Origin of the sequence: Micromonospora sp. LOL_015, from assembly GCF_048060275.1 — a bacterium.
Lineage (GTDB): Bacteria > Actinomycetota > Actinomycetes > Mycobacteriales > Micromonosporaceae > Micromonospora_E.
Genome location: NZ_JBHMIO010000031.1, coordinates 1 through 26,727, shown reverse-complemented (window position 1 = coordinate 26,727; position 26,727 = coordinate 1). Strand labels below are relative to the sequence as shown.

At 71.6% G+C, this 26,727-nt stretch carries 26 protein-coding genes; 12 read left to right on the top strand and 14 right to left on the bottom strand.

What is annotated here, in order from left to right; translation table 11 throughout:
- Positions 1–37: 37 nt before the first annotated feature.
- Positions 38–112, bottom strand: coding sequence for a 50S ribosomal protein bL37 (locus tag ACFHWU_RS21745; protein WP_370461611.1), 75 nt, complete (start codon positions 110–112; stop codon positions 38–40).
- A 222-nt stretch (positions 113–334) separates the two neighbouring features.
- Here ACFHWU_RS21745 and ACFHWU_RS21740 point away from each other — a divergent pair, with 222 nt between their 5' ends.
- Positions 335–550: a biotin/lipoyl-binding carrier protein gene (locus tag ACFHWU_RS21740; protein ID WP_416591426.1), complete on the top strand. Its 216-nt coding sequence runs from the start codon at positions 335–337 to the stop codon at positions 548–550.
- Between the two features lie 68 nt (positions 551–618).
- On the opposite strand, the gene ACFHWU_RS21735 is transcribed toward ACFHWU_RS21740, so the two are convergent.
- Positions 619–2,355, bottom strand: a complete 1,737-nt coding sequence (locus ACFHWU_RS21735) for a tetratricopeptide repeat protein (protein ID WP_416552375.1) — start codon at positions 2,353–2,355, stop codon at positions 619–621.
- A 303-nt stretch (positions 2,356–2,658) separates the two neighbouring features.
- Here ACFHWU_RS21735 and ACFHWU_RS21730 point away from each other — a divergent pair, with 303 nt between their 5' ends.
- The 6 genes from ACFHWU_RS21730 (at position 2,659) to ACFHWU_RS21705 (ending at position 8,973) form a co-directional block, all read left to right on the top strand.
- A complete protein-coding gene (locus ACFHWU_RS21730) occupies positions 2,659–3,711 on the top strand; it encodes an SIS domain-containing protein (protein ID WP_416591425.1) in 1,053 nt (350 codons plus the stop codon).
- Positions 3,712–3,751: 40 nt separating this feature from the next.
- Positions 3,752–5,269 (top strand): histidine kinase N-terminal domain-containing protein, encoded by a 1,518-nt coding sequence (locus ACFHWU_RS21725; protein ID WP_416552312.1) that lies wholly within the window; start codon positions 3,752–3,754, stop codon positions 5,267–5,269.
- Positions 5,270–5,596: 327 nt separating this feature from the next.
- Entirely contained in the window at positions 5,597–7,288 is a 1,692-nt protein-coding gene (locus ACFHWU_RS21720) for a nitrite/sulfite reductase (RefSeq protein ID WP_416552313.1), read from the top strand.
- Positions 7,289–7,307: 19 nt separating this feature from the next.
- On the top strand, positions 7,308–7,472 hold the full coding sequence (locus ACFHWU_RS21715) for a hypothetical protein (protein ID WP_416552314.1): 165 nt from the start codon (positions 7,308–7,310) through the stop codon (positions 7,470–7,472).
- Positions 7,469–8,230, top strand: a complete 762-nt coding sequence (locus tag ACFHWU_RS21710; RefSeq protein ID WP_416552315.1) for a phosphoadenylyl-sulfate reductase — start codon at positions 7,469–7,471, stop codon at positions 8,228–8,230. The genes ACFHWU_RS21715 and ACFHWU_RS21710 overlap by 4 nt, the downstream gene beginning before the upstream one ends.
- Entirely contained in the window at positions 8,212–8,973 is a 762-nt protein-coding gene (locus tag ACFHWU_RS21705) for a sirohydrochlorin chelatase (protein WP_416552316.1), read from the top strand. The genes ACFHWU_RS21710 and ACFHWU_RS21705 overlap by 19 nt, the downstream gene beginning before the upstream one ends.
- Positions 8,974–9,092: 119 nt before the next feature.
- On the opposite strand, the gene ACFHWU_RS21700 is transcribed toward ACFHWU_RS21705, so the two are convergent.
- Together ACFHWU_RS21700 and ACFHWU_RS21695 are read right to left on the bottom strand one after the other, a co-directional pair.
- Complete coding sequence (locus ACFHWU_RS21700; protein WP_123605230.1) at positions 9,093–9,350, bottom strand: WhiB family transcriptional regulator; 258 nt, start codon at positions 9,348–9,350, stop codon at positions 9,093–9,095.
- 424 nt (positions 9,351–9,774) lie between these two features.
- Positions 9,775–10,725 (bottom strand): diacylglycerol/lipid kinase family protein, encoded by a 951-nt coding sequence (locus ACFHWU_RS21695; RefSeq protein WP_416552317.1) that lies wholly within the window; start codon positions 10,723–10,725, stop codon positions 9,775–9,777.
- 42 nt (positions 10,726–10,767) lie between these two features.
- On the opposite strand from ACFHWU_RS21695, the gene ACFHWU_RS21690 reads away from it, so the two are divergent.
- A complete protein-coding gene (locus tag ACFHWU_RS21690; protein WP_416552318.1) occupies positions 10,768–11,157 on the top strand; it encodes a hypothetical protein in 390 nt (129 codons plus the stop codon).
- 49 nt (positions 11,158–11,206) lie between these two features.
- On the opposite strand, the gene ACFHWU_RS21685 is transcribed toward ACFHWU_RS21690, so the two are convergent.
- Both ACFHWU_RS21685 and sodN read right to left on the bottom strand, forming a co-directional pair.
- Complete coding sequence (locus ACFHWU_RS21685; protein ID WP_416552319.1) at positions 11,207–11,620, bottom strand: ATP-binding protein; 414 nt, start codon at positions 11,618–11,620, stop codon at positions 11,207–11,209.
- Positions 11,621–11,808: 188 nt separating this feature from the next.
- Positions 11,809–12,216 (bottom strand): superoxide dismutase, Ni, encoded by a 408-nt coding sequence (sodN, locus tag ACFHWU_RS21680; protein ID WP_123605226.1) that lies wholly within the window; start codon positions 12,214–12,216, stop codon positions 11,809–11,811.
- A gap of 109 nt (positions 12,217–12,325) precedes the next feature.
- Between sodN and ACFHWU_RS21675 the strand changes: the two genes are divergently transcribed.
- The 3 genes from ACFHWU_RS21675 (at position 12,326) to ACFHWU_RS21665 (ending at position 14,978) form a co-directional block, all read left to right on the top strand.
- Positions 12,326–12,655: a S24/S26 family peptidase gene (locus ACFHWU_RS21675; RefSeq protein ID WP_416552320.1), complete on the top strand. Its 330-nt coding sequence runs from the start codon at positions 12,326–12,328 to the stop codon at positions 12,653–12,655.
- 139 nt (positions 12,656–12,794) lie between these two features.
- Positions 12,795–13,961 (top strand): NAD(P)-dependent malic enzyme, encoded by a 1,167-nt coding sequence (locus tag ACFHWU_RS21670; RefSeq protein ID WP_416552321.1) that lies wholly within the window; start codon positions 12,795–12,797, stop codon positions 13,959–13,961.
- A 63-nt stretch (positions 13,962–14,024) separates the two neighbouring features.
- On the top strand, positions 14,025–14,978 hold the full coding sequence (locus tag ACFHWU_RS21665) for a zinc-binding dehydrogenase (protein WP_416552322.1): 954 nt from the start codon (positions 14,025–14,027) through the stop codon (positions 14,976–14,978).
- A 25-nt stretch (positions 14,979–15,003) separates the two neighbouring features.
- Here the strand turns inward: ACFHWU_RS21665 and ACFHWU_RS21660 are convergent, their stop codons facing one another.
- Complete coding sequence (locus ACFHWU_RS21660) at positions 15,004–15,966, bottom strand: alpha/beta hydrolase family protein (protein ID WP_416591424.1); 963 nt, start codon at positions 15,964–15,966, stop codon at positions 15,004–15,006.
- Between the two features lie 92 nt (positions 15,967–16,058).
- Between ACFHWU_RS21660 and ACFHWU_RS21655 the strand changes: the two genes are divergently transcribed.
- Positions 16,059–16,229 carry a hypothetical protein gene (locus ACFHWU_RS21655; RefSeq protein ID WP_416552324.1) on the top strand — a complete coding sequence of 57 codons (171 nt, stop codon included), beginning with the start codon at positions 16,059–16,061 and terminating at the stop codon, positions 16,227–16,229.
- 52 nt (positions 16,230–16,281) lie between these two features.
- Here the strand turns inward: ACFHWU_RS21655 and ACFHWU_RS21650 are convergent, their stop codons facing one another.
- The 7 genes from ACFHWU_RS21650 to ACFHWU_RS21620 form a co-directional block, all read right to left on the bottom strand.
- The gene (locus ACFHWU_RS21650) at positions 16,282–17,400 is read right to left on the bottom strand and encodes an acetate/propionate family kinase (RefSeq protein WP_416591450.1); all 1,119 of its coding nucleotides are present in this window, start codon (positions 17,398–17,400) and stop codon (positions 16,282–16,284) included.
- Between the two features lie 5 nt (positions 17,401–17,405).
- On the bottom strand, positions 17,406–19,469 hold the full coding sequence (gene pta / locus ACFHWU_RS21645; protein ID WP_416552325.1) for a phosphate acetyltransferase: 2,064 nt from the start codon (positions 19,467–19,469) through the stop codon (positions 17,406–17,408).
- 81 nt (positions 19,470–19,550) lie between these two features.
- The gene (locus tag ACFHWU_RS21640; protein ID WP_199757927.1) at positions 19,551–19,727 is read right to left on the bottom strand and encodes a DUF6104 family protein; all 177 of its coding nucleotides are present in this window, start codon (positions 19,725–19,727) and stop codon (positions 19,551–19,553) included.
- A 13-nt stretch (positions 19,728–19,740) separates the two neighbouring features.
- The gene (locus ACFHWU_RS21635) at positions 19,741–23,640 is read right to left on the bottom strand and encodes a multifunctional oxoglutarate decarboxylase/oxoglutarate dehydrogenase thiamine pyrophosphate-binding subunit/dihydrolipoyllysine-residue succinyltransferase subunit (protein WP_416591423.1); all 3,900 of its coding nucleotides are present in this window, start codon (positions 23,638–23,640) and stop codon (positions 19,741–19,743) included.
- A gap of 226 nt (positions 23,641–23,866) precedes the next feature.
- Entirely contained in the window at positions 23,867–24,694 is an 828-nt protein-coding gene (locus tag ACFHWU_RS21630; protein WP_416552327.1) for an ABC transporter permease, read from the bottom strand.
- A complete protein-coding gene (locus tag ACFHWU_RS21625) occupies positions 24,691–25,605 on the bottom strand; it encodes an ATP-binding cassette domain-containing protein (protein ID WP_416552328.1) in 915 nt (304 codons plus the stop codon). Before ACFHWU_RS21625 ends, ACFHWU_RS21630 begins: the two co-directional genes overlap by 4 nt.
- Before the next feature lie 13 nt (positions 25,606–25,618).
- On the bottom strand, positions 25,619–26,389 hold the full coding sequence (locus ACFHWU_RS21620; RefSeq protein ID WP_416552329.1) for a hypothetical protein: 771 nt from the start codon (positions 26,387–26,389) through the stop codon (positions 25,619–25,621).
- Positions 26,390–26,727 lie beyond the last annotated feature (338 nt).

Here is a 26,727-nt window from a genome sequence, read left to right as displayed (position 1 = left end):
CCGCCGGTCGGGTGGCCCGACCGGCGACCCACCGGCATCAGGAGTTGGGGCGCTTGCCGTGGTTGGCGGCGCTCTTCTTACGTGCCTTCTTCTTACGAGCCTTCTTGGCCATCGGTCCTCCCGTCGGACGGTGTCTCCCGTAGACCGGGAGCTGACCCGTTGATGCTAGGCCGGTCCGGTGAGCGGCATGCGCGACGGGCACGTCATTGGATACCTTTCGCATGTCGCAACCGGCACATCGGGACGGGCCGGTGGTTACGGGACGGGCCGGCCGGTGGGCCGGCGCGAGGGATGGACCGGCCGGCGAGCCGGGCGTACGGAGGAGGGTCGGCCGATGGCCGAAGAGATCCGGGCCGAGATGGTAGCCAACGTCTGGAAGGTGGTGGTCACCGCCGGTGACACCGTTTCCGACGGCGACACCCTGGTGATCCTGGAGTCGATGAAGATGGAGATCCCGGTGGTCGCCGAGTCCGACGGGGTGGTGCAGAAACTCGCCGTCGACGAGGGCGACGTGGTCCAGGAAGGCGACCTGATCGCGGTCATCGAATAGGTTTCTCGCGGACCGGTCGACTTCTTGCGGACCGGTCGGACGGGAGATCGCGTGCGGCCGGACGGGGATCAGGCTCGGCCCAGCAACCGACGGATCAGACCGGGCCGGCGCTGGCGTGGGATTCGCGCCGACCGGCCGGCGATCCGGCGTGCTGTGCTGGCGGTGTCCGGGTCCAGCTCCGGGGTCGCCAAGGCCAGCTGGGCCAACGACCACAGGATCGGCACGGTACGGTGCCCGGCGACCTCCACCGCGTCGGCGAGCCGCTCCGCCACCACCCGGGCCACGTCCGGGCGTACCTCCGGATCCACCCAGGCGGCGGTGACCAGGGCGAACAGTGCGGCCTCGGCGGCCCAGTCCTCGACGCCCCAGGCCACGTCGACGAGCACCCGGCGCCGGGTCGAGCCGGGCCAGGGTTCGTCGGTGCGGTGGTGCAGCATGCCCAGGCAGGCCCACACCTGCACGCACCGCAGCCAGCCGGCCGGGTCGGTGCCGGCCGGATCCGCCGGCGGCGGTGGGTGTACCAGCAGGCCGAGCAGGTCGTCGGCGTCGAGGGTGGCCAGGATCACCGCGCTGTCGTACGCGGCCGGTGGGTGGTGCCAGACCGGCTGGGCGATCTGCCGGATTCGCTCGCACGCCTGCGGCGACGGGTGGTCCAGCGCCGGGTCGGCCTGCCAGCCGGCGTAGCGCCAGAGCTGCCGTACCGAGGTGCGGCGTGGCTGACGGGGATCCGGTGTCGGGGTCCGCTGCACGGTGACCGGTAGCCCGGGCAGGGCCGTTCCGAGCAGCCGCATCGCGCTGGGCGGCTCCGGCTGGCGCAGCGACAGCCGGGTCGGCACCAGCCCACGGGTGAGTGCCCGTTCGAGAGTGGCGACCACCGGTCCGCCGGCCGCCGGCAGCCGGGCCAGCCAGGGCCGGTCGTGACAGCACTCGGCCAGGTCATGGTGTTCGTGCGAGTCGTCCGGGTGGTCCCGCTGGAAGTCCGCCAGGGCGATCAGATGGCGCAGGTCGCCGTCCCGGCGGTAGCGCAGCCGGTACGCGGTGTGCACCGCGCAGTCGAAGGTGGGGTTGCGGGCCAGCGCCCGCTCGATCCAGTCGATCGCCTCGTCGAGGCGTCCCGCGTCGGCGAGGGTGCCGGCGATGTCGGCGTAGATGGACAGGTCGTCCGGGTCGTGGGCGCTCGCTCGGCGCAGGGCGGCGATCGCCGCACCGGTGCGCCCGGCGCTGCGGTACGCGTACCCGAGCCACACCTCGGCCAGCTTGGACGGCTCGGCGCGGACCCCCTGGCTCGCCCAGTCGAGCGCGGTGGCGATCTCCCCGAGCCGCCGGGCCAGCGCTGAACTGGCGCCGAGCAGCAGGCCGTGGTCGGGGTGTGCGGCGGTGGCGTGCCCGGCGAGCCGCAGGTACGGCAGCAGGGGCGGCCGGTCGGCGGCGGGTACCGGGTCCGGCACGCTGGCGCAGATCTGCATCAGCACGATGGCGATCTGGTCCGGGTCGAGCCGGGCCGGCAGGTCCTCGGCGCCAACCCAGGGCACCCCGGCCCAGTCCAGGGTCGGCGCGTGCCCGGTCGCGGCGGCCAGCAACTCGAGCCCTTCGCCGGCCCGGCCGGCGGCGGCCAGCAGATGCGCCCGGGCCACCACGGCACCGATGAAAACCTGCTCGTCCAGTGGGAACAGGTCGAGACCTCCGCCGGTGCGCGCAGCCAGCCGGGTGAGCATCTCATGCACCTCGGGCATGGTCGGCGCGTGCGTGATCGCACCGGCGACGTGGTCGGCGGCGTGCCGGTAGTCACCCTCGTCGAGTGCCATCCGGGCCAGTGCCAGCTCGCCCTCGGCCGCCAGCCGCGGGTCGTGCAATCCCTCGGACACGTTCTTCCGATCCTCGTAGCTGATCGTCCCCCCTGGCTCCGGCAGCCTAGGGCACGAAGCGCCAAACGTCGCACCCCTGCGTATTGCTGCTCGCTTCGTTGCCCGCAGCGGCTATAAAGTGCAAGAATGATCACCGTTCGAGCTGGACCGCGCAGACAGGGAGGCGTCGTGACGCAGCGGAAGCCAGTTTCGGACCAGCCTGGGACGGCTGACGGGACAGGTACCGCCCGGCCTGGCATTGGGATGGCTGCCGACATCGCCGAACAGCCGACCGGATACGCCCGCCTGCTGCAGCCGGCGTACGCCAACCCGATCGCCGAGGTGGCGGCGGCGATCGCCGGCCGCCGCCCGCGTCACGTGGTGTGCACCGCCCGGGGCACCTCCGACCACGCCGCGCTGTACGCCGCGTACCTGAGCGAGATCCGGCTCGGGCTGCCCGCCGGGCTGGCCTCACCGAGCGCCGTGACCCTCTTCGGTGCCCGCCCCGACCTGCGGGACGCGCTCGTCGTCGGGGTCAGCCAGAGCGGCGGCTCACCGGACCTCGCCGAGGTGTTGGCGGTGGCCCGGGAGCAGGGCGCGCTGACCGTGGCGGTGACCAACACCCCCGAATCGCCGCTGACCGCCGCCGCCGAGCTCACCGTCGACATCGCCGCCGGCTTCGAGCGGGCGGTCGCCGCCACCAAGACCTACACCGCCGAGCTGCTCGCCCTGCTGATGCTGGTCGAGGGGATCCGCGCCGGTGACGGGGCGTTGCCGCCCGCCGAGCGGACCGCCCTCGACGCCCTGCCCGCGCTCGCCGAGCGGGTGCTGACCGATCCCACTGCCGCCGAGCTGGCCCCGCGCTACCGGTTCGCCGCCCGGCTGGTCACCACGGGGCGCGGGTACGGATACCCGACCGCGCGGGAGACCGCCCTGAAACTGATGGAGACGTCGTACCTGCCGGCGCTCGCCTTCTCCGGAGCCGACCTGCTGCACGGCCCGCTGGCGATGACCGACCCCGACGTACCGGTGCTCGCCGTGGTCGGCTCCGGGCCCGGCGGCACCGCCATGCGCGACGTGCTGCGCCGACTCGGCGAACGGCGGGCCGACGTACTCGCCATCGGGGCCGGGGCTGCCGCCATCGGGAGCGGCCCGACCGGCCCGGCCGCGGTGATCGGGGTGCCCGACGTCGACGAGCGGTACGCGCCGCTGCTGGACATCCTGCCCGCGCAGCAGTTGGCCCTGACTCTCGCGCTGGCCCGGGGCGAGGACCCGGACGCGCCCCGTGGGCTGGCCAAGGTCACCTCCACCCGGTGACGGCTGTGTCCGCGCCGCCGCCGCATGGCAGGCTACGAGGGTGTCCACCCTGCGTGATCTTGTCGAGGAGCACACCTCCCTGGGGCCGGTCGACATCGACCACCTGCACCGGCTCGCCGGAGAGTGGCAGCTACTCTCCGACCTGTCCTTCGCTGACCTGCTGCTCTGGGTGCCGGTCGACGCCGACAGCTCGTTCCTGTGCGTGGCCCAGGTGCGGCCCACCACGGCGCCGACCGCCTACCAGGACGACCAGGTCGGGCGGACGGTGGACGGCCCGGAGGTGGCGCACCTGACCATCGCCTACGACCAGGGTCGGATCTGGCGCGAGGGCGACCCGGTCTGGTACGGCAACACGCCGGCCCGGCACGAGGCGATGCCGGTCCGGATCCGCCCGGCCGTCGGGGAGACCGGGCGGGTGATCGCGGTGGTCGGCCGGGACACCAACCTGTCCACCGCCCGCAGCCCCAGTCAGCTCGAACTGAACTACCTGACCACCGCCGACGACCTCGCCCAGATGGTCGCCGACGGCACCTTCCCACCGGCTCGACACCCGGGCGAGACCACCTCGGCGCCCCGGGTCGGCGACGGGCTGATCCGGCTGGACGCCAGCGGCAAGACCACATACGCCAGCCCGAACGCCCAGTCGGCGTTTCGCCGCCTCGGCTTCTCTGCCCACCTGGTGGGTGAGGACCTCGCCGCGCTGTGCCACCGGCTCGCCGACGACCCGCTGGAAGGCACCGACGCGGCCAACCGGATGCTGGCCGCGCTGCGCGGCGAGGCGCCGGCCCGCAAGGAGATCGAGGCCCGTGGCGCCACCATGCTCACCCGGGCGCTGCCGTTGATGCCGGCCGGCGTGCCGATCGGTGCGCTGGTGCTGGTCCGCGACATCACCGAGGTACGCCGCCGGGACCGGGCGCTGATTACCAAGGACGCCACCATCCGGGAGATTCACCACCGGGTGAAGAACAACCTGCAGACGGTGGCGGCGCTGCTGCGGCTGCAGGCCCGTCGGGTGGAGCAGCCGGCGGCGCGGGCGGCCCTGGAGGAGTCGGTACGCCGGGTCGCGTCGATCGCCCTGGTGCACGAGACCCTCGCCATGTCCAGCGACGAGGCGGTTGAGTTCGACGGCATCCTGGACCGGGTCGCCAGCGCCGCCACCGAGGTCGCCGCCACCGAGGTCGAGGTGGTGATGCGCCGGGAGGGCACCTTCGGCGTACTGCCGGCGGAGATCGCCACCTCACTGGTGATGGTGCTCAACGAGCTGCTGCTCAACGCGGTCGAGCACGGCTTTTCCCCGGCCGGCGAGGGCGGCGGAGGGTCGCCGTCGGCCGCCGAGGTGATGGTGACGGTGCACCGGTTCCGCAAGCAGCTGCACGTAACGGTCGTCGATAACGGTCGGGGTCTGCCGGCGGAGTTTGACGCGACCGTGGGCGGCCGGCTCGGCCTGCAGATCGTGCGGGCCCTGGCCACCGGCGAGCTGCGCGGCACCATCGAGCTGCGCAACCGCGCGGGCGGCGGCACCGAGGCGGTGCTGGTGGTCCCGCTGACCCGCAGGTGATCCCCGGACCCCGTCGGCCCGCAGGTGAGCCGGCCCACAGCCCGCCCGTCATGTGGGACATTGGCTACGGTGCGCTGGTCTGACCGGTACGGATGTGGCAACATTCGTGCTATGACCGCTGCCGTTGAGCGCCGCTTCGTGGCCCGCCGCCACGTTGATTACGGCCGCGTCCGCAGCGCCATCTGTCCGGCCGACTGAGGCACGCCCGACCTTTTTGTGTTCCGGGCGGCATTCCGCGCCGGCCTCCTCCCTGGCCCACTCGTCGACGACGACGCAGGCGCCCGTGCCGCCCACCGAGATCGACCCGCAGACACGGAGGACGCCGCGATGGCGCGCAGCAGCACCCCGACCCGACCCGGCCGCCGGCGCGGCGAGGGACAGTGGGCGCTCGGGCACCGCGAGCCGCTCAACCCCAACGAGCGGTCCAAGAAGGACGACGATCCGCTCAATGTCCGGGCCCGGATCGAGACCATCTACGCCCACCGGGGGTTCGCCTCGATCGACCCGGCCGACCTGCGCGGCCGGTTTCGCTGGTGGGGCCTGTACACCCAGCGCAAGGCGGGCATCGACGGCGGGCGTACCGCCGTGCTGGAGCCGCACGAGCTGGAGGACGAGTACTTCATGCTCCGGGTGCGTATCGACGGTGGCCAGCTGAACCTGGCTCAGCTGCGTACCATCGCCGACATCTCGCAGCGGTACGCCCGAGACACCGCCGACGTCACCGACCGGCAGAACATCCAGCTGCACTGGATCCGGGTTGAGGACATGCCGGCGATCTGGAAGGCGCTTGATGACGTCGGGCTGGAAACCACCGAGGCGTGCGGCGACTGCCCCCGGGTCGTGCTCGGCAGCCCGGTCGCCGGCGTTGCCGCCGCCGAGAAGATCGACCCCACCCCGGCGATCGACGAGATCGTCCGCCGGTACGTGGGCAGCAAGGAGTTCTCCAACCTGCCCCGCAAGTTCAAGTCGTCGATTTCCTGGCTGGCCGACACGCCGTACGAGGTCAACGACATCTCGTTCGTCGGTGTCGATCACCCCGACCACGGCCCCGGGTTCGACCTGTGGGTCGGTGGTGGGCTGTCCACCAACCCGATGATCGCCCAGCGGCTCGGCGTCTGGGTGCCGCTGGCCGAGGTGCCGGACGTGTGGGCCGGCGTGGTCGGCATCTTCCGCGACTACGGCTACCGTCGACTGCGGCACCGGGCCCGACTGAAGTTCCTGGTCGCCGACTGGGGCACTGAGAAGTTCCGCGAGGTGCTGGAGAAGGAGTACCTGGGCCGCACCCTGCTCGACGGGCCGGCTCCGGAGCTGCCGGCCAAGCCGATCGACCACATCGGGGTGCACCCGCAGGCCGACGGCCGCCGCTACGTCGGGGTCGCTCCGGTGGTCGGGCGGGTTTCCGGCAGTCAACTCGCCGCCTTGGCCGACCTGGCCGCCGAGCACGGCTCGGACCGGGTACGGCTCACCCCGTACCAGAAACTGCTGGTGCTCGACGTCGCGCCGGACCGGGTCGAGTCGCTGGTCACCGGGATGCGCGCGATCGGCCTGGAGGCCAGGCCGTCCACCTGGCGGCGCGGCACGATGGCCTGCACCGGGATCGAATTCTGCAAGCTGGCCATCGTCGAGACCAAGCGGCGCGGCGAGGAGCTGGTGGCTCACCTGGAGCAGCGACTGGCCTCGGCCGGCCTCGCCGAGGACGCCGACATATCGATTCACATCAACGGCTGCCCGAACGCCTGCGCCCGAACCCAGGTCGCCGACATCGGGCTCAAGGGCCAGCTGGTCGTCGGGCCGGACGGCCAGCAGGTCGAGGGTTACCAGATCCATCTCGGCGGTGGCCTGGGCATGGCCCAGGGGCAGACCGCCGGCTTCGGGCGCAAGGTGCGGGGTCTCAAGACCACCGCCGACGAGCTGCCCGAGTACGTCGAACGCGTGGTCCGCCGCTACCTGGCCGGCCGTACCGACGGCGAGACGTTCGCCAGGTGGGTCGTCCGGGCCGACGAGGAGGAGTTGCGATGAACGAGCGAGGTGAGGTGTGGTGAGCACCGGGACACGCGCGGCACCGCTCTACTGCCCCTACTGCGGAGAGGAGAACCTCCGCCCGCACGCCGACGCGCACACCGCCTGGGAGTGCCACGACTGCGCCCGCGTCTTCACCGTCAGGTTCACCGGACTGCTGGCCCGCAGGGAGGTGTCCCGATGAGCCCGGTGCTCGCCGCCGACCTGAACCTGATCCGGCTCGGCCCGGCCGCCGACCGGCCGCCGACCCGGCGCAGCCCTGCCGAGCTGCGGGCTCTCGCCGAACACGCCGGTCGGGAGTTGGCGGGCGCGCCGGCCGAGGAGGTCGCCCGGTGGGCGGTGCAAACCTTCGGCGACCGGTTCTGCGTGACCAGTTCGATGGCGGACGGAGTGCTGGCGCATCTGGTCTCCCGGGTGGCGCCCGGCGTCGACGTGGTCTTTCTCGACACCGGGCTGCACTTTCCGGAGACGCTGCGGGTCCGCGATCAGGTGGCCGCGACCATGCCGGTGAACTTGCGGTCGATCCGGCCCCGGATGACCGTCGGCCAGCAGGACGGTGAGTTCGGTCCCCGGCTGTTCAACCGGGCGCCCGACGAGTGCTGCGCGCTGCGCAAGGTCGAGCCGCTGGAGCGGGCGCTCGGCGACTATGACGCCTGGGCCGCCGGGCTGCGCCGTGACGAGTCGCCGACCAGGGCCAACACCCCGGTGGTCGGGTTCGACGCCCGACGCGGCCGGGTCAAGGTGAATCCGATCGCGGCGTGGACCCAGGCGGACGTGGACGCCTATGTGTCCCGGTGGAACATCCCGGTCAACGAGCTGTTCAAGCAGGGCTATACCTCGATCGGCTGCTGGCCGTGCACCCGGCGCACCACCGCCGGCGAGGACCCACGGGCCGGCCGCTGGGCGATGTTCGAGAAGACTGAGTGCGGCCTGCACTCATGACCGGACCGATCGTGCTGGTGGCGCACGGCAGCCGGGACCTGCGGGCCGCGACGGTGACCCGGGCGCTGGTTCGGGCAGTAGCCGCAGCCCGGCCGGGGGTCGACGTCCGGGCCTCCTACCTGGACCACGCCGGACCACGCCCCGGGACGGTACTGGCCGACCTGCAGGCTGCCGGCTATCCGGAGGCGACGGTGGTGCCGCTGCTGCTGACCGAGGCGTTCCACGGCCGGACGGACATTCCCGAGGTGGTGCGGGCCGCGTACCGGGACGGGTTGCGGATGCCGGTGACGACGACGCAGGTGCTCGGCCCGTCGGTCGGCTCCGGCGCGGTGGACCCGCTGTTGACGGCCGGGCTGCGGCGGCGACTCGCCGAGGCCGGCTCCGGCTGGGACGCCGTGGTGCTGGCTGCCGCTGGCACCCGGTCGGCTGCAGCCCGGGAGACGGTGGCGGTGGCCGCGACGGCGTTCGGTGCCGAGGTCGGGGTGCCCTGCGTCGAAGGGTTCGCGTCGGCGGCACCGCCGACCGCCGGGGCGGCGGTCGAGACCCTGCGTGCGGCGGGTGCCCGGCGGGTCGCGGTGGCCGCGTACTTCTTGGCACCGGGCCTGCTCTACGACACGGCGATGGCGTCGGCCCGGCAGGCCGGCGCGGTCTGTGCGGCGGCACCGCTGGCCGGCGCGCCGGAACTAGCCCGGCTGGTACTGCGGCGGGTCGACCGGGTGGCCGCGCCGGTACTGATTAAGTGAGGCGCCGCGCACCGCAGCGGTTGCCGGGTCACGGCAGCCGGAGTGCAGGTACGTACGACGGCGCCCCGGGGACAGCCCCGAGGCGCCGTACGAACGTCGCTTGGTGGTCGTCGGGTGGGTCAGGCAGTTTGAGCGCGCAGGACGCGCAGTCCGCCGCGACGCTTGACGGCGCGCCGCTCCTCTTCACTCATCCCGCCCCAGACGCCAGCGTCCTGTCCGGACTCCAGCGCCCACTGCAGGCACTGGTCGGTCACGGAGCAGCGCCGGCAGACAGCCTTGGCCTGCTCGACCTGCAGGATCGCGGGGCCGGACGTCCCGATCGGGAAGAACAGCTCCGGGTCCTCGTCGCGGCAGACAGCATGGTGACGCCAGTCCATGGCGGCAACACTCCTCATTCTGGATCGGTGGCGGTAAATGCTCCGGTTTTTCTTTATGCGCCCGCGCAGTCGGCCACAACGGATTGCATCCGTCGGATCGGCAGCGCGTGAGCAGGCGTAAGCCTGTGGAACGTTGCTCCTAGCTGCCGCGTGGCGAGCGCATCCAGGCAACGTCCCGGGTGAATCGGTCCGCTTGTGAATACTTTCACGAACCCCTGCGATGTCAAGGGTAGCGCTCAGAAAAAGTCCAATCGGGTGAGCAACGTCACGACCTATTTGTCCGTTTTCTGACGCTCACCGACACCCGGAGTGCGACAGTTGAGAATCAATGTAGTACGGTCCGCGCCACAGTGCAGGCATTTCAGCCCCGTGTCTTCCGTGCCTCCGGTCACGCTCCGCAGTCGAAACTCAGTTACGGAGCGTGTCAGAAGACCACCCGCAAGGCCCCTCGGACCGCCGTGAAACGGACTTTGAGCCGCTCCCCGAGATAATCGCCGTCGAGTTGGAAGGCCTGCGGTTGTGTTGCGGATAGCGTAAATTCGGACAAATCGTGCAGTTGGACGAGTTGGCGGCCGCGTGGATCCGGTCGGCTGGCGGCGATCTGGGCGAGAGTGCGGGTGGTGCTCGGCACATGCAATTGGCGAAGCGCCATCACGTCCAGGCCGAGATCGAAGGACGCCTCCGGATTCGGATTGATCGCCCGTTCACCTAAGAAGGTCCACGGCGCGGTGTTCTGGACCACGACGGTGGCGAGTTCGGCCGCCACCGGCTCGCCGGCCCGCTCCAACCGAATAGCCGGATGCCGCCGGTCCATGCCAATGAAGAACTCGCTGACCATCGAACGCAGGTAGAGCCCGACGGTCGACCGGCGCCCGCGCAGCCGGGCCCGCTCGACCTGCCGGATCACCGCCGCGTCCAGCCCCAGCCCAGCGCAGAAGGTGAAGTACCGGCCGTCGGCGCGGCCCAGACCGACGGTACGGAACCGCCCGGTCCGCAGACCCTCCAGCAGTACACTCGTCGCCTCCGGCCACTGCGGCGGCAGCCCCACCGCACGGGCGAAGACGTTCGTCGAGCCGAGCGGCACCACCGCCAGCGCCGGCAGCCGGTCCGCCGCCGGACCCGGCAGCGTCTCCCTCGCCGGAGCAGACGTCATCAGGCCGTTGACGGCCTCGTTCACGGTGCCGTCGCCGCCCAGCGTGACCACCACGTCAAAGTCGTCCTCAGCGGCCGCCCTGGCCAACGCGACGGCATGCCCGCGCCGGTGGGTGGACGCCACCGACAGGTCGACTTCGCTGCGCAGCGCCCGGACGATCACGTCCCGGGTGCGCTCGCTGGTGGTGGTGGCCTTCGGATTGACCACCAAGAGGGCCCGCATGGGCGGCACTTTATCGCGAGCTGTCGCGGGTATCGTGACGCCGTGACCATCGACGCACAGCCCACACCGGCGACCCTGCGGTGGGCGGTGTGGGCGTTGGCCGGGGAGGCGGTGGCCGTCGGGCTGGTCGCCGGCTACCTCGCGTACCAGGACGTCACCAGCGCCGCGACCGACCTCGTCTCGGCGCTGATCGTCACCGGGTTCGCCGTCGGCGGCGCGGTGCTGCTGGCGGTGCTGGCGCGTGCCGTGGCCCGCCGCCGCAGCGCGGCGCGGGCACCGGGCATCGTCGCGCAGTTGATGCTGCTACCGGTCGGCTATTACATGATCGTCGGCGGCCTGGCCTGGCTCGGCGTACCGCTGATCGCCCTCGGTCTGTTGGTGACGGCGCTGCTGGTGGCCCCGCCGACGACCCGGGCCTTCGGGCTGGAGTGACCAACCGAACACCGGCGGGACAACCGCCGGTGGAGAACTTTTTGCGGGGTCAGCGGCCGCCGGACCGGCGGGTGAGCAGTCTGATGCTGGCCTGGCCGCTGCTGGCGGTCGCCGACGCCGAGCTGGTCAGCGCCCGGAGCACCTTCCAGGCGAAGGAGGAGTCCGGTGGCAGTCGGGCACCGCGTACCGTCGCGACGGCGACCTCGACGGTCAGCGCGTCGTCGGTCACCGAGAACCGGCACTGCAGGTCCGCGTCGCGGGCGGCGACGGCGAGCAGCATGGCGCAGGCCTCGTCGACCGCGATCCGTAGATCCTCGATCTCGTCCAGCGCGAAGTGCAGGCGTGCGGCCAGCCCGGCCGTCGCGGTACGCAGCACGCTCAGGTAGCCGCCGTCGGCAGGCACGGTGAGCAGCACCACGTCATCGTCGACGGTCGGCTCGGATTGTGTGACCAGCGAACTCATCCCGGATACCCCCGCCTGGACTCTACCGGTTGACGTCTATCCCTGCGGTGTCATCCGGAGTGATTCGTCGTCCGACCGAGCCGGGCGGGTGGTACGCGGCACCTGCCACGCCTCGGCTGTGGCAGGGCGGCTCGTGCCCGGCGGAACCGGCCGGCCGGTGCGCATCGCGCACCGGCCGGACCGACAGATCATGCCTGCTTGGTCTCCCAGAAGATCTTCGCGATCTCGTCGATCTTGACCAGCAGCTCGTCCGCCTTGGCCGGGTCGACCGACGCCTTGGTCCCACCGCCGCCACCGGCGAGCTTGGTAGCCTCGTTGAACAGCTGGTGCAGCTGCGGGTACTTCTCGAAGTGCGGCGGCTTGAAGTAGTCGGTCCAGAGCACCCACAGGTGGTGCTTGACCAACTCGGAGCGCTGCTCCTTGATGATCAGCGCCCGGGTGCGGAACTCCGGGTCGGTGTTCGCCTGGTACTTCTCCGCGATCGCCTTGATGGATTCAGCCTCGATCCGGGCCTGCGCCGGGTCGTAGACGCCACAGGGCAGGTCGCAGTGGGCGCTGACCACCGTGCGCGGAGTAAACATGCGTAGAAGTCGCATCAGGACCCTCCGTGTGTTGGCCGGCGGCACGATCGCCGGCACGCGTAAGCTGGAGGATGATCCTCCCTGCCGACCCTATCGCGCATCGGGCTCGCGGACCTGGCGGGAGGTGCAAGTGCTTTCACCACTGTTCGCCGTGCTCGTGCACGGACCATCGATGGCCCCTACCTTGCGGCACGGCGACGCGCTGCTGGTCCGCCGGGGCGGGCGGGCGGTCCGCCCGGGGGACGTGGTGGTCGCCACCTTCCGGTCGCGTCCCGGACTGCTGGTGGTCAAACGGGTGGTACGGGCCGAGTCCGGCGGTTGGTGGTTGCGCGGGGACAACGATCTGGTGACCGACGACTCACGCGCCTTCGGTGTGGCCGACGTGCGTGGCCGGGTGCTGTGTCGCTACTGGCCGCGGCCACGCCGGGTGGGCCCGGGTCGCCGACTGCTGTGAATCACTTCGCAGGAAATCGTGCTGTGTGACACTATGCTCGACACGGAATCCGGGTGACCCCCGCAGCGCCTCGCCGGTCAACGCTGACCTCGCGCCGAGCCGGCGGCTATTTGTCACGCTCAACGGCTCTGGAGTCACCATGTCTACTGTGGCAATTTCTGACCCGGTCTTCGACCTGCATCGGGGCGGCAAGATGGCGATCATGCCCACCGTCGCGCTGGCCGACCGGGAGGACCTTTCACTCGCGTACACGCCGGGGGTGGCCCGGGTGTGCGAGGCGATCGCCGCCGATCCGACCCTGGTCGACGACTACACCTGGGTGTCGCACACGGTCGCGGTGGTCACCGACGGCACCGCGGTGCTTGGCCTCGGTGACATCGGCCCACGCGCCGCGATGCCCGTCATGGAGGGCAAGGCGGTGCTGTTCAAACAGTTCGGCGACGTCGACGCGGTGCCGATCTGTCTGGACACCCGGGACATCGACGCGATCGTGGCGACGGTCACCGCCCTGGCGCCATCGTTCGGCGGGATCAACCTGGAGGATATCAGCGCGCCACGCTGCTTCGAGATCGAGCGCCGCCTCGACGAGGCGCTGCCGATCCCGGTCTTCCACGACGACCAGCACGGCACGGCGATCGTGGTGCTGGCCGCCCTGCGCAACGCGGTCGCCCTGCTGGACCGCAAGCTCGGCGACCTGCGGGTGGTGATCAGCGGTGCCGGCGCGGCCGGCGTCGCGGTGACCCGGATGCTGATCGCCGGCGGCGTCGACCCGGCGAAGACCGTGGTCTGCGACTCGCGCGGCATCATCCACTCCGACCGGGCGGACCTCACCGGCGTCAAGGCCGAGCTGGCCGCGATGACCGCCGCCTGTGCCGGTGGCATCGCCGACGCGCTGGTCGGCGCCGACGTGCTGATCGGCCTCTCCGGCGGGCAGATCGACGAATCGGCGGTCGCCGGCATGGCACCCGGCGGGGTCGTCTTCGCGCTGGCCAACCCGACGCCGGAGGTCCACCCGGAGATCGCCCACCGGTACGCCGCCCTGGTGGCCACCGGCCGCAGCGACTTCCCCAATCAGATCAACAACGTGCTGGCCTTCCCCGGCGTGTTCCGGGGGGCCCTGGACGCCGGTGCCACCCGGATCACCGAGGGGATGAAGGTGGCCGCCGCCGACGCGATCGCCGGCGTCGTGGCCGACCTGCTGCAACCGGAGGCGTTCGTGCCGTCGGCACTCGATCCTCGGGTCGCGCCGGCGGTCGCCGCGGCGGTCGCCGCCGCCGCCCGCCGCGACGGCGTCGCCCGTCGCTGACCTGCCGTGCCGGCCGGAACGCACGGCGCGCCGGCCGGCACCACGGCTGCTAGCGTGCGGTGCATGCGAGCTGTCTTCGCCTCGACCGTCGACGCCGACGACCCGCTTGCCGCGCTGCGCGTCGGTGAGCTGCCCGAACCGGACCTGCCCGCCCCGGACTGGACGGTGGTCGAGGTCCGGGCCAGCTCCCTTAACCACCACGACCTGTGGTCGCTGCGCGGCGTCGGGCTGCCCGCCGACCGGCTGCCGATGATCCTCGGTTGTGACGCCGCCGGGGTCGACGACGCCGGCAACGAGGTCGTCGTCCACTCGGTGGTGCCCGATCCGGCGGACCCGCGCGGCATGTCGATCCTGTCCGAGCGCTACCCGGGCACGTTCGCCGACCGGGTAGCGGTGCCCCGGTCGAACCTGATCCCGAAACCCGCCGGGCTGACCTTCACCGAGGCGGCCTGTCTGCCCACCGCCTGGCTGACCGCGTACCGGATGCTGACCACCCGGGGCCGGGTCGACCAGGCCGAGTCGGTGCTGGTCCAGGGGGCGGGCGGTGGGGTGGCGACCGCGGCCGTGGTGCTGGCCGTCGCGTTGGGCAAGCGGGTCTACGCGACCAGCCGGGACGCCGAAAAGCGGGAGCGGGTGGCCGCGCTCGGTGCCACCGCCCTGGCGCCGGGCAGCCGACTGCCGGAGCGGGTCGACGTGGTGATTGAGACCGTCGGTGCGGCCACCTTCGACCATTCGATGAAGTCCGCCGCGCCCGGTGCCCGGATCGTCGTGTCCGGTGCCACCAGCGGCCACCTGCCCGCCGTCGACCTGCGCCGGGTGTTCGCCATGCAGCTGGAGATCCTCGGCACCTCGATGGGCACTCCCGACGAGCTGCGGGATCTGCTGGCGCTGTGCGCGCAGCGGGGCATCCGGCCGGTCGTCGACACCGAGTACGGCTTCAGCGAGGTGCGCGACGCGTTCACCCGGCTGCACGCCGGTAGCACGTTCGGCAAACTGGTGCTCGACCACCCGCGTTGACGAGCCGCATCACCAACGGGCCGGGTCAGAGCTGGTCGTCGAAGACGGCGATCCCGGCCGGCGGGTCGTCGGTCAGCCGCTGCCGGGCGGCGTCGTCGCCGTACAGCGTCCACCGCAGGAAGTCGGTGCTGGTGCCGAGCACCACGTCGTACGCCGGGTTGCCGGGCCGCAGCAGCGACTGACCATGGTCGCCGTCGGGCAGGCTCAGCATCGCCTTCGGCCACGGCACCCGGTCGTACGCAGCCTTGCCCGACGCGTACGACACCACCTCGTCCAGCTCGCCATGGATGAACAGCTGCGGGGCGGCGGCCCCGCTGAACGCCGTACCGACGCCGAGCGCGCTGCCGGCCAGCACGACGCCGGCGTCCAGCCGGTCGTCCCGGGCGGCGGTGAACAACCCGACGGTGGTGATACCACCGGCCGAATGCCCGGCGGCGGCGACGCTTTCGACGTCGAGCCGGCCGGCGAACTCGTCACCGTCGCGGCCGTCGAGCGCCAGCAACTCGTCCAGTACGTGCGACGCGTCGGCCGGCTGGTTGAGCACGTCCAGTGCGTTGCCACCGGAGCCGCCCTGGCTGGTGAACGGGTAGGTCGGGGCGGCGACGACGAACCCGGCCGCCGCCCACTCGGACAGCACCGTACGGTAGTCGGCCGGCTTGCCGCCGAGGCCGTGGCTGAACAGCACCACCGGGTACGGGCCGTCCCCGCCGACCGGGTACCAGACGGTGACCGGCAGCGGCCGGTCACCACGGTTCAGATCAAGGGTGCGGGTCCCGACGTCGAGTCGCCGCGTCGGTGCCGGTCGGCCGGGCCGCTGGTCAGGCTGCGCCGACGTCGAGTCAGGCTGTCCCGCCGCCGCAGCGGTCTGCGTCCTCGTCGGGTCGTCGGCCACCGGGCCGGGCGCGGCGGCGGTGCCGCATCCGGCCAGCGAGGTGGTGAGCAGACCGACGATGAGCAGGCCGGCTACCGCCGGACGGAAGTCACGCATTGGACGATTGTTGCCGGCATCCGCCGAGTCGACCACCGGCTCGCGCCGGCCGGTCGTGGCAGCGTCCGGCCGACTTCGCTAGGGTTTTCGTCATGTCTGACGAGTACGTCGATCCGAGCGGCAACACCGAGGCCTTCCGGGCCTTCCAGACCTCGCCGCAGCCGGTCGCCGACCAGCCGTCCCGGCTGCCGCTGATCATCGGTGTCGCGGTCGCGGTCGCGGTGGCGATCGTGGTCGCGATCGCCCTCTGGCTGGTGCTCTGATCCTTCGCTGGCCGGCCCCGACCCGGCACCCGTGACCCGGGTCGGCCCGGAGTCAGCCGTTGGTCAGCACCGCCCGCGTCTGACTGGCGATCTCGTACTCCTCGTCGGTGGGGACCACCCACACCTGCGCCGGCGTGCCGTCCGGGGAGATCATTCGCTCGCCGCGACCCTCGTCGTTGCGCCGCGCGTCGACCTGGACACCGATCCGGTCGAGCCCGGCCAGCGCCGCCGCCCGCACCGGGGCGGCGTTCTCGCCGACCCCGGCGGTGAAGACGATCGCGTCGACCCGACCGAGCAGTGCGTGGTACCCGCCGACGTAGAACCGGATCCGGGCACAGTAGATGTCGAAGGCGAGCCGGGCCGCCGGATCCCCGTCGGCGCGGCGGCGCAGCACCTCGCGCATGTCGCCAACCCCGGTCAGCCCGACCAGGCCGCTGCGCTGGTTTAGCAGCCGGTCGACGTCGGTGGTCGACCAGCCGGCCACCCGTTCCAGGTGAAACACCACCGCCGGGTCGAGGTCGCCACTGCGGGTGCCCATCACCAGACCCTCCAACGGTGACAGCCCCATCGAGGTGGCCACGCTGCGGCCACCGGCCACCGCGCAGGCGCTGGCCCCGTTGCCCAGGTGCAGGGTGATCACATCGACGTCGGCCGGTGCCCGGCCGAGCAGGGCGGCGGCCCGCCGGGACACGTACGCGTGCGAGGTGCCGTGGAACCCGTACCGGCGGATGCCGTACCGCTGCGCGGTGTCGGCGTCGATCGCGTAGCTGGCCTGCTCCGGCGGCAGGGTGCGGTGGAAGGCGGTGTCGAAGACCGCGACCTGCGGCACACCGGGCAGCAGCCGGCGGGCCTGGGCGATCCCGATCAGGTTGGCCGGGTTGTGCAGCGGAGCGAGCGGCACCAGCCGCTCGATCTCGGCGACCACCTGGTCGGTGATCAGCGTCGGCTCGGCGAACCGGACACCGCCGTGCACCACCCGGTGCCCGACCCCGCCGAGCCCGGTCAGGTCGACCCGTTCGGCCATCAGCCGCAGCGCGGCCGCATGGTCGGCCGGCCCGCCACCGGGCTCGCCGATCCGTTCCACGGTGCCCTTGTCGACCACCTTGTCGCCGTCGAAGAGCTGGTATTTCAGCGACGACGAGCCGCAGTTGAGCACCAGGATCCGGGCCACGTCGCTCATCGCGCGGCCGCCTGGATCGCGGTGATCGCCACGGTGTTGACGATGTCGGGCACGGTGGCTCCCCGGGACAGATCGTTGACCGGCCGGCGCAGACCCTGCATGACCGGCCCGACGGCGACCGCACCGGCCGACCGCTGCACCGCCTTGTAGGTGTTGTTGCCGGTGTTCAGGTCGGGGAAGACGAAGACGGTGGCCCGCCCGGCGACGTCGCTGCCGGGCAGTTTGGTGGCGGCGACCGTCGGGTCGATCGCCGCGTCGTACTGGATCGGGCCCTCGACCAGCAGGTCCGGGCAGCGCTTGCGGACCAGGTCGGTGGCGGCGGCGACCTTGCGGACGTCGTCGCCGCTGCCGGACGTCCCGGTGGAGTAGGACAGCATGGCGACCCGTGGCTCGATGTCGAACCGGGCGGCGGTCTGTGCCGAGCTGACCGCGATGTCGGCCAACTGGTCGGCGTCCGGGTCCGGGTTGACCGCGCAGTCGCCGTACACCAGCACCCGGTCGGCGAGCAGCATGAAGAACACGCTGGACGCGACCGACACGTCCGGCAGCGTCTTGATGATCTCGAAGGCGGGACGGATCGTCGCGGCGGTGGTGTGGGTGGCCCCGGAGACCATGCCGTCGGCGTGCCCGACGTGCACCATCATCGTGGCGAAGTAGTTGACGTCGCCCATCACGTCGTGCGCCAGCTCCCAGGTGACGCCCTTGTGTCGGCGCAGCTCGGCGTACCGGGACGCGAAGTCGTCGCGCCAGGGGCTGACCGCCGGGTCGACGACGTCGACCCCGTCGATCTGCACGCCCAGCTCGCGGGCCCGGCGGCCGATGTCGTCGGCGTCGCCGAGCAGGGTCAGGTCGGCGACGCCGCGCCGTAGCAGGATCTCGGTGGCCCGCAGGATCCGCTCGTCGGTGCCCTCCGGCAGTACCAGCCGGCGGCGGGCGGCCCGGGCCCGGTCGATCAGCGCGTACTCGAACATCATCGGGGTGACCCGGGCCGACCGGGTCACGTCCAGCCGGCGGGCCAGCTCGGTAGTGTCCACGCTGGACTCGAAGGCGCCGAGCGCCGCCTCCACCTTGCGAGGGTTCGCGGTGCTGGGCCGGCCGGAGATCCGTCCGGCGGTGGCGACCGCATGGAAGCTGTCCGCCGGTGCGGACAGCACCGCCAGGTTGGTGCCGAGCCGCTCCACCAGGCGCATCGCCCGCGGGTCGGGCCGTTCGCCCAGGGTCAGCGCCACCCCGGCCAGCGACACCAGCCCGGCGGCGTGCGCCGCGCTGACCGCGACCAGCAGGTCCGCCCGGTCGCCGGGGGTGATCACCAGCGCGCCGTCGATGAGATGGTCCAGCAGCACCGGCACGTGCGCCGCGCCGACCACGAAGTCCAGCACGTCACGGCTCAAGGCGGTGTCGTCGCCGGCCAGCACGGTGGCGTCGAGGGCGCCAGCGACCTCGACGACGGTCGGTGCGGAGACCGCCGGGATCTCCGGGATGGCGTAGACCGGCACCGGCAGCGTCGGCGTCTCCACCCCGGCGTCGACCCGGTTCGCGATCACGGCCAGCACCGTCGCACCGAGCTCGGTCAACGAGTGGTACGCGCTGCGGGCCGCGCCGGCGACCTCGGCGGCGTCCCGACGGATCCCGTCGACGAGAGCCACCACCACGCTGCCGAACTCGGTGGCCAGCCGGGCGTTGAACGCCAGCTCGCGGGGGAGACCGCCGTTGTCGCCGGCGTCGTCGAAGTCGCTGCCGATCACCAGCACCGCCGGGCAGCGCCGCTCCAGTTCGCGGTACCGGTCGACGATCCGGGAAATCAGCTCCTCCCGCCGGCCGTCGGCGACCAGCTCGGCCGCCTCGGCGTAGCTGGCCCCGTACAGCTGGTCGTCGGGCAGGTCGATCCGGTAGCGCTCACGCAGCAGGGTCAGGGTCGCGTCCGGGCCAGCACCGGCGAGCAGCGGCCGGAACACCCCGATCCGTTCGACCCGGCGGGACAGCAGCTCGGCCAGGCCGAGGGCGACGGTGGACTTGCCGCCACCGGGGCCGAGACCGGCCAGGTAGACACTTCGCGCCACCGCCCCAACGTACAAGGCGCAGGCGGTCGAAGTCTGGTGACCTTTGTCCCGGCCCGGCCGGGTCCAGCGTCAACGCCTGGCTCAGTCGTCCTCGTCGTCGAGCCGGGCCAGCCAGGTGGCGAACCGTTCCACCGGGGTCTCGAACTCCGGGTGCAGGTCGACGAAGTCACGCAGCCGTTCGGCGAGCCAGGAGATGGCCACCTCCTCCTCGCCGCGGCGCTGCGCCAGTTCCTCGATGCCCCGGTCGGTGAAGTACACGTGTGCCTCCCGGTCAGCGTCGCGGCAGCGCGGCGTCGATCAACGCGGACTGCTCGACGTCGTGCAGCTTCGTCGAGCCGACCGCCGGCGCCGCCGCCGCCGGCCGGGAGATCCGCCGCAGCCGTACGCCGTCGAGGTGCTCCAGCAGGTTGAGCGCGACGAACGACCAGGCGCCCTGGTTGGCCGGCTCTTCCTGGACCCAGGCGAAGTCCTCGGCGTTCGGGTAGCTGGCCAGCGCCGCCCGGATCTGCTCCACCGGCAGCGGGTACAGCTGCTCCATCCGCACGATCACGGTGTCGGTGTCGAGCTGACCGTTGCCGCCGGCGACCGCGTGCCGTTCGGCACGGGCCTGCAACAGGTCGTAGTAGATCTTGCCGGTGCACAGCAGCACCCGCTTGACCGCCTCCGGCCGGCCGTCGGCCACCGGGTCCGGCAGCACCGGCTGGAAGGTGCCGGAGGTGAAGTCGGCGACAGAGGAGACGCAGAGCTTGTGCCGCAGCAGCGACTTGGGGGTGAACACCACAAGTGGCTTGCGCTTCGGCGACAGAGCCTGCCGGCGCAGCAGATGGAAGTAGTTCGCCGGGGTGGACGGGATGGCGACGCGCATGTTGTCCTCGGCGCACATCTGCAGGTAACGCTCCGGGCGCCCGGACGTGTGGTCCGGGCCCTGCCCTTCGTGGCCGTGCGGCAGCAGCAGAGTCAGCGCCGACCGCTGCCCCCACTTGACCTCGCCGGAGGAGACGAACTCGTCGACGATCGACTGGGCGCCGTTGACGAAGTCGCCGAACTGCGCCTCCCAGAGCACCAGCGCCTCCGGGTTCTCCACCGAGTAGCCGTACTCGAAGCCCATCGCCGCGTATTCGCTGAGCAGTGAGTCGTGTACGAAGAACCGCGACTCGTCGGTGACCAGGCTGGCCAGCGGCAGGTAGTCCCGCCCGGTGCGGGCGTCGACCACCGAGGCGTGCCGCTGTACGAAGGTGCCACGGCGGGAGTCCTGGCCGGCCAGCCGGACGGTGATGCCGTCGGCGAGCAGCGTGCCGAACGCGACGATCTCGCTGAAGCCCCAGTCGATGTCGCCGGAAACCGACATCTTCGCCCGCCGCTCCAGCAGCTGCTGGATGCGCTTGTGCGGGGTGAAGCCCTCCGGCAGGTCCACGTGCGCGTCGCCGACCGCCCGCACGGCGGCGGCGTCCACCGCGGTCGCCACCTGCGGCTCCGGCTCCGGCTGGCGGCTGGGCAACCGGCTGGTAGCCGAGGTGGCGGCGTCCCGGGTCGCCTTGAACACCTGCTCCAGCTGGGTCTGGTAGTCGCGCAGCAGCTCCTCGGCGTCGGTGATGGTGATGTCACCCCGGCCGATCAGCTCCTCGGTGTAGAGCTTGCGGACGCTGCGCTTCGAGTCGATGATCGCGTACATCAACGGGTTGGTCATCGACGGATCGTCGCCCTCGTTGTGCCCACGCCGCCGGTAGCAGACCAGGTCGATCACGACGTCCTTGTTGAACGCCTGGCGGTATTCGAAGGCGAGCCGGGCGACCCGGACCACCGCCTCCGGGTCGTCGCCGTTGACGTGGAAGATCGGCGCCTGGATCATCCGGGATACGTCGGTGGAGTAGAGCGACGAGCGGCTGTGCTCCGGCGCGGTGGTGAAACCGACCTGGTTGTTGACCACCACGTGCACCGATCCGCCGGTCCGGTAGCCGCGCAGCTGCGACAGGTTGAGCGTCTCGGCGACCACGCCCTGCCCGGCGAAGGCGGCGTCACCGTGCACCAGCAGCGGCAGGACGGTGTAGCCCTCCAACTTGAGGTCGATCCGGTCCTGCTTGGCCCGGACGATGCCCTCCAGCACCGGGTCGACCGCCTCCAGATGCGACGGGTTGGCGGTCACCGACACGGTGATGCCGTGCTCGCCGTCCGGGGTGGTGAACTTGCCGACCTGACCGAGGTGGTACTTGACGTCCCCGGAACCCTGGGTGGACTTCGGGTCGAGGTGCCCCTCGAACTCGGAGAAAATCTTCTCGTACGGCTTGCCGACGATGTTGGCGAGCACGTTGAGCCGGCCCCGGTGGGCCATGCCGATGACCACTTCGTCGAGGTCGGCCCGGGCCGAGGACTGCAGGATCTCGTCCAGCAGCGGGATCAGTGACTCGCCGCCCTCCAGTGAAAAGCGCTTCTGCCCGACGTACTTGGTCTGCAGGAAGGTTTCGAACGCCTCGGCCGCGTTGAGCCGGTTCAGGATGTGCTTCTGCTCGGCCGCGTCAAGCTTCTCGTAGCCGCGCTCGATGCGTTCCTGGATCCACCGGCGCTCTTCCGGGTCCTGGATGTGCATGTACTCGATGCCGACCCGGCGGCAGTAGGAGTCGCGCAGCACGCCGAGGATCTGCCGCAGCTTCATCCGCTGCTGGCCGGCGAAGCCGTCCACCGGGAAGGTGCGGTCCAGGTCCCACAGGGTCAGGCCGTGCTGCAGCACGTCCAGGTCCGGGTGCTTACGGATCTTGAACTCGAGCGGGTCGGTGTCGGCCATCAGGTGCCCGCGCACCCGGTACGCGTGGATCAGCTCGTTGACCCGGGCGGTCTTGTTGATCTGCCCTTCGGAGCTGACTGCGACGTCGCGGACCCAGCGCACCGGCTCGTAGGGGATCCGCAGCGCGGTGAAGAGCTGGTCGTAGAAGCCGTGCTCGCCGAGGATCAGCTCATGCATGGTCTTGAGGAACTCGCCGGACTGCGCACCCTGAATGATCCGGTGGTCGTAGGTGCTGGTCAGCGTGATGACCTTGCTGACTGCCAGGTCGGCGAGGGTCTCTTCGGACATTCCGGCGTACGGGGCCGGGTACTCCATCGCGCCGACGCCGATGATCGCCCCCTGCCCGGTCATCAGCCGGGGCTGGGAGTGCACCGTGCCGATGCCGCCCGGGTTGGTCAGCGAGATCGTGGTGCCGTTGTAGTCGTCCATGGTCAGCTCGCCCCGGCGGGCGCGGCGGACCACGTCCTCGTACGCCTGCCAGAACTGCCGGAAGTCCATCTGCTCGCACGCCTTGATCGACGGCACCACCAGGGTCCGGGAGCCGTCCGGCTTGGCCAGGTCGATGGCGATGCCGAGGTTGACGTGCTCCGGCGCGACCATGTTCGGCTTGCCGTCGATCTCGGCGAACGAGTTGTTCATCTCCGGGTGCTCGACCAGCGCCCGGACCATGGCGTACCCGATCAGATGGGTGAAGCTGACCTTGCCACCGCGGCCCCGGGCCAGGTGATTGTTGATCACGATGCGGTTGTCGACCAGCAGCTTGGCTGGGACCGCGCGCACGCTGGTCGCGGTCGGCACCGCCAGCGACGCGTCCATGTTCTGCACGATCCGGGCGGCGACCCCGCGCAGCGGCGTCTGTCGGCTGCCGCCGGCCGTCGAACCGTTGTCGGCCGGTGCCTTGCCGGCCGGTGCCTTGCCGGCTGGTGCCTTGCCCGCCGTTCTGGTCGCGGCGGACCGGCCCCCGGTGGGCTTGCCGGCGGCGGTCTTTCCGGTGCTCTCCGTGCCGGCGGCCGGCCTGGTCGGTGCTGCCTTGCCCGCCGGTGCCGTCCTGCCGGTCGGCGCGTTCGCCCGGGTGGGGCTGCTCTTGGCCGCGGCGGGCTCGGCCGCCCGGCGGGTGGTCCCGCTACCCGGCGCGGACGCTTCGGTCTGCTGGGCGGACCGCGCGGCCGGCGCGTCGGTGCCGGCCCGGGCGGCGGCCGTGGTCGCCGTCGCGGCGGCCGCCTCGGTCGGCGAGGCGACCTGCTCGCGGCTGTAGTCGGCGAAGAAGTCGTGCCAAGCTGGATCTACGCTGGCGGGATCGGTGAGATACTTCTGGTACATCTCATCGACGATCCACTCGTTCGGGCCGAAGCCCGCCAGCGGATTGTCCTGCGAAGTCTGCTGGGTCGACACGGCCGGTAATCGCCTCTTTCACGCGGTCGGATTTGTCACGCGGGGGACGCCACCAGGGTCGGGGCGCTGGTCGGGGACGGCTACCAGGCTACGCCGTACGCCGACGGGCGGCATTGTCGCATGCGGCTCGTGTCACTTTTCACAACGGTTGCCCCAGCCGTACCGGCCGGCACGGCGGTTGCCGTACCGGCCGGAATGGCAGGTCAGTGGTGATATTCCGGACCGGTCAGGAGATGTCCCGACGGCGGGTGATCACCGTACCGACGACGCCGGTCAACAGCGCGTAAGCGATCAGGATCAGTGCACCGGTCCACCGGGGTGGGCTGTCCGGCAGGTCGGTGCCGGCGACCATCAGCTGCGACGCGATCGAGGGCACCAACCACTGCAGGTCACTGATCCAGTCGCCGAACCGGGACGCCAGTGTGGCCAGGATGATCGCCGTGCCGAGGTAGCCACCCAGGTAGAGCAGGATCGCCGAGACGGTGGCCCCGAGTTGGCTGCGGATCAGCACTCCGAAGCCGACCCCGAAGACCGCCCACAGCAGGTAGGCCAGGCCGTTGAGCCCGACCGCCTCCCAGACCGCGCCCGAGCCGAACTCCGGACCGATGTCGAAGGTGGCCAGCACCAGCGCGCCGGCGATCAGGTTGACCACCGTGGTGATCAGCCAGAAGACGAAGCCGAGCAGCGACGCGGCGGCCAGCTTCGCCAGCACCACCTCGGTACGTCGCGGGCTGGTCAGGAAGGTCGTGGTCGCGGTCTGATGGAAGTACTCGTTGGTCACCACGATCACGCCGAGCAGCATCACGACCAGCAGCCCGAAGAACTGGCCGTTGGTGTAGAGGTTGGCCGCCAGCGCCGGCGCCTCACTGACGGCGCTGAGCACCTCGTCGTTCTCCGGCGTCGTCGGGCCGAACCGCTGCGGGTCGGACAGCACCGCGGTCTGTACGTAGTTGACCAGCAGGGTGACCGCCCACAGCGGCAGGTAGATCAGGCCGAAGACCCACCAGGTGGCGGTGGAGGTGATCTTGAGCAGCTCGCTGCGTACCAGGTTCATCGGATGGCCGCCTTCGCGCTGGTCAGTTCCAGGAAGACCCGTTCCAGGTCGGGTCGTTCGGTGCTCAACTCGTGCAGCTCGACGCCCTCGGCCAGCGCGGTCCGGCCGACCGTCGGCGCGTCCACCCCGACGACCAGCAGCGCACCGTCCGGCGCGGCCTGCACCGTCGCCTCGGCCCGGCCCAACGCCGCCGTCAGCTTCTCGCCGTGTGGCGTGCGGACCCGGATCGTCGGGGCACCGGACATCGAGGCCATCACCTCGGCGACCGGGCCGTGTCGGACCAGTCGACCAGCCGCGATGATCACCACGTCGTCGGCGAGCAGCTGCATCTCCGCCAGCAGGTGGCTGGAGACGAGCACCGTACGGCCCTGCGCGGCGAACGACTTGAGCAGATCCCGCATCCAGCGGATCCCCTCCGGGTCCAGGCCGTTGGCCGGCTCGTCGAGGATCAGCACCTTCGGGTCGCCCAGCATCGCCGCGGCGATCCCCAGCCGTTGCCGCATGCCGAGCGAGTAGCCCTTGAACTTGCGCTTCGCGGCCGGCGTCAACCCGACCAGGCCGAGCGTCTCCTCGGCGCGGTGCAGCGGCAACCCGGCGGCGGCGCAGATCACCCGCAGATGGTTGATCCCGGAGCGGCCCTTGTGCGCGCTGGACGCCTCCAGCACCGCGCCGACGTGCCGCAGCGGATTGGTCAGGTCGGCGTACCGCCGCCCGCCCACGGTGGCCTGACCGCTGGTCGGCGAGACCAGGTTGAGCACCATCCGCAGGGTGGTCGTCTTGCCGGCCCCGTTCGGGCCGAGGAAGCCGGTCACCCGTCCCGGCTCCACGGTGAACGACAGATCGTCGACTGCGCGGACGTTGCGGTACTGCTTGGTCAGCCCGGAGACGACGATGCGTCCGTCCTCCGACATGTGGCTCCTCTCGTCACACCGCCCCGTCGTCCGGCGGTGGGCCGGCGATGGCGATCCAGGTCGCCCGGGCCGCCGCCAGTGGTTGTCCCGCAGCATCGTAGAGCGTCGTGCGTACCTCGGCCTTACGGCCGCTGGTTTCGAGCAACTCGCCGACCACCACGCAGCGCTGGCCCGGTGCCGGCAGCGCGGCCACCGTCGCGGTCATCCGGCCCAGCAGGTACGGCCGGCCCGGGGCGAGCACCGTCCAGCCGCCGGGGCAGTCCAACGCGGCCCAGACCGTCGGCACCGTACGGTCGTCCGGGACGACGAACGGCGCGGCGCTGCGCCCGTCACCCACCGGCCCGGGAAACACCCGCAGACCGTCGGGGTGCCGTGGACCGCAGACGTAGCAGTCCGGGAACGGATGCGCGTCGTGCCCCGGGTACCGGGCGCTGGCGGCCTCCGCCGTGGCCAGGTCGACCGGCGGTACGGTCGGCCCACCCACCGGGCCGCCCGAGCTGTCAACCGGGCCGGTCATGCCGTCGATCGCGCCGTCGACCGCCTCGGCCTCGGCGATCAGCGTCACCGGATCCGCGCCGGCCTCCACCCGCAGCGTCTCCTCGGCCGACCGGACCACCCGCAGCTCGGTGTCCAGCGGCGGCGGCCGGCGCAGGGTCACCCGGACCGGTCGACCCCCGACCACGGTGGCCGGCTCGGCGCGCAGCAGCGCCTGGGCGAACCGGCCGGCCGCGTACCCGCCGTTGGCGGAGCCGGTCGGGCCGTTGAACCGGGCGGAGATCAGCATCGGACCATCCTCGCAGCCGGCCGCCACCGCCGTTCGATCGCCACCGCCGTTCACCGGATCGACACCGGTGCCATCCGCTACCGACACGCCGACGGTTCCGGGGCACCTTACCCAGTTGTCATGGCCGTCTTGCTGACCGCCGCCACCCCAACCAGGACCAGCGAGTACGTCGTCCCTGGCTCGCCGAACCCGAGCCGCTACCCGCACCGGTCCCGCCGGGGACCGGTCGGGCACGGCACCTTCTGGCGACCCCGATCCGGGTGCGGGCCGGCTGCCTGCCCGTTACCTTTTTGATCGTCCCCAGCCGGGGACGGCTCGGTCGCCCGGCTCGGTATGAC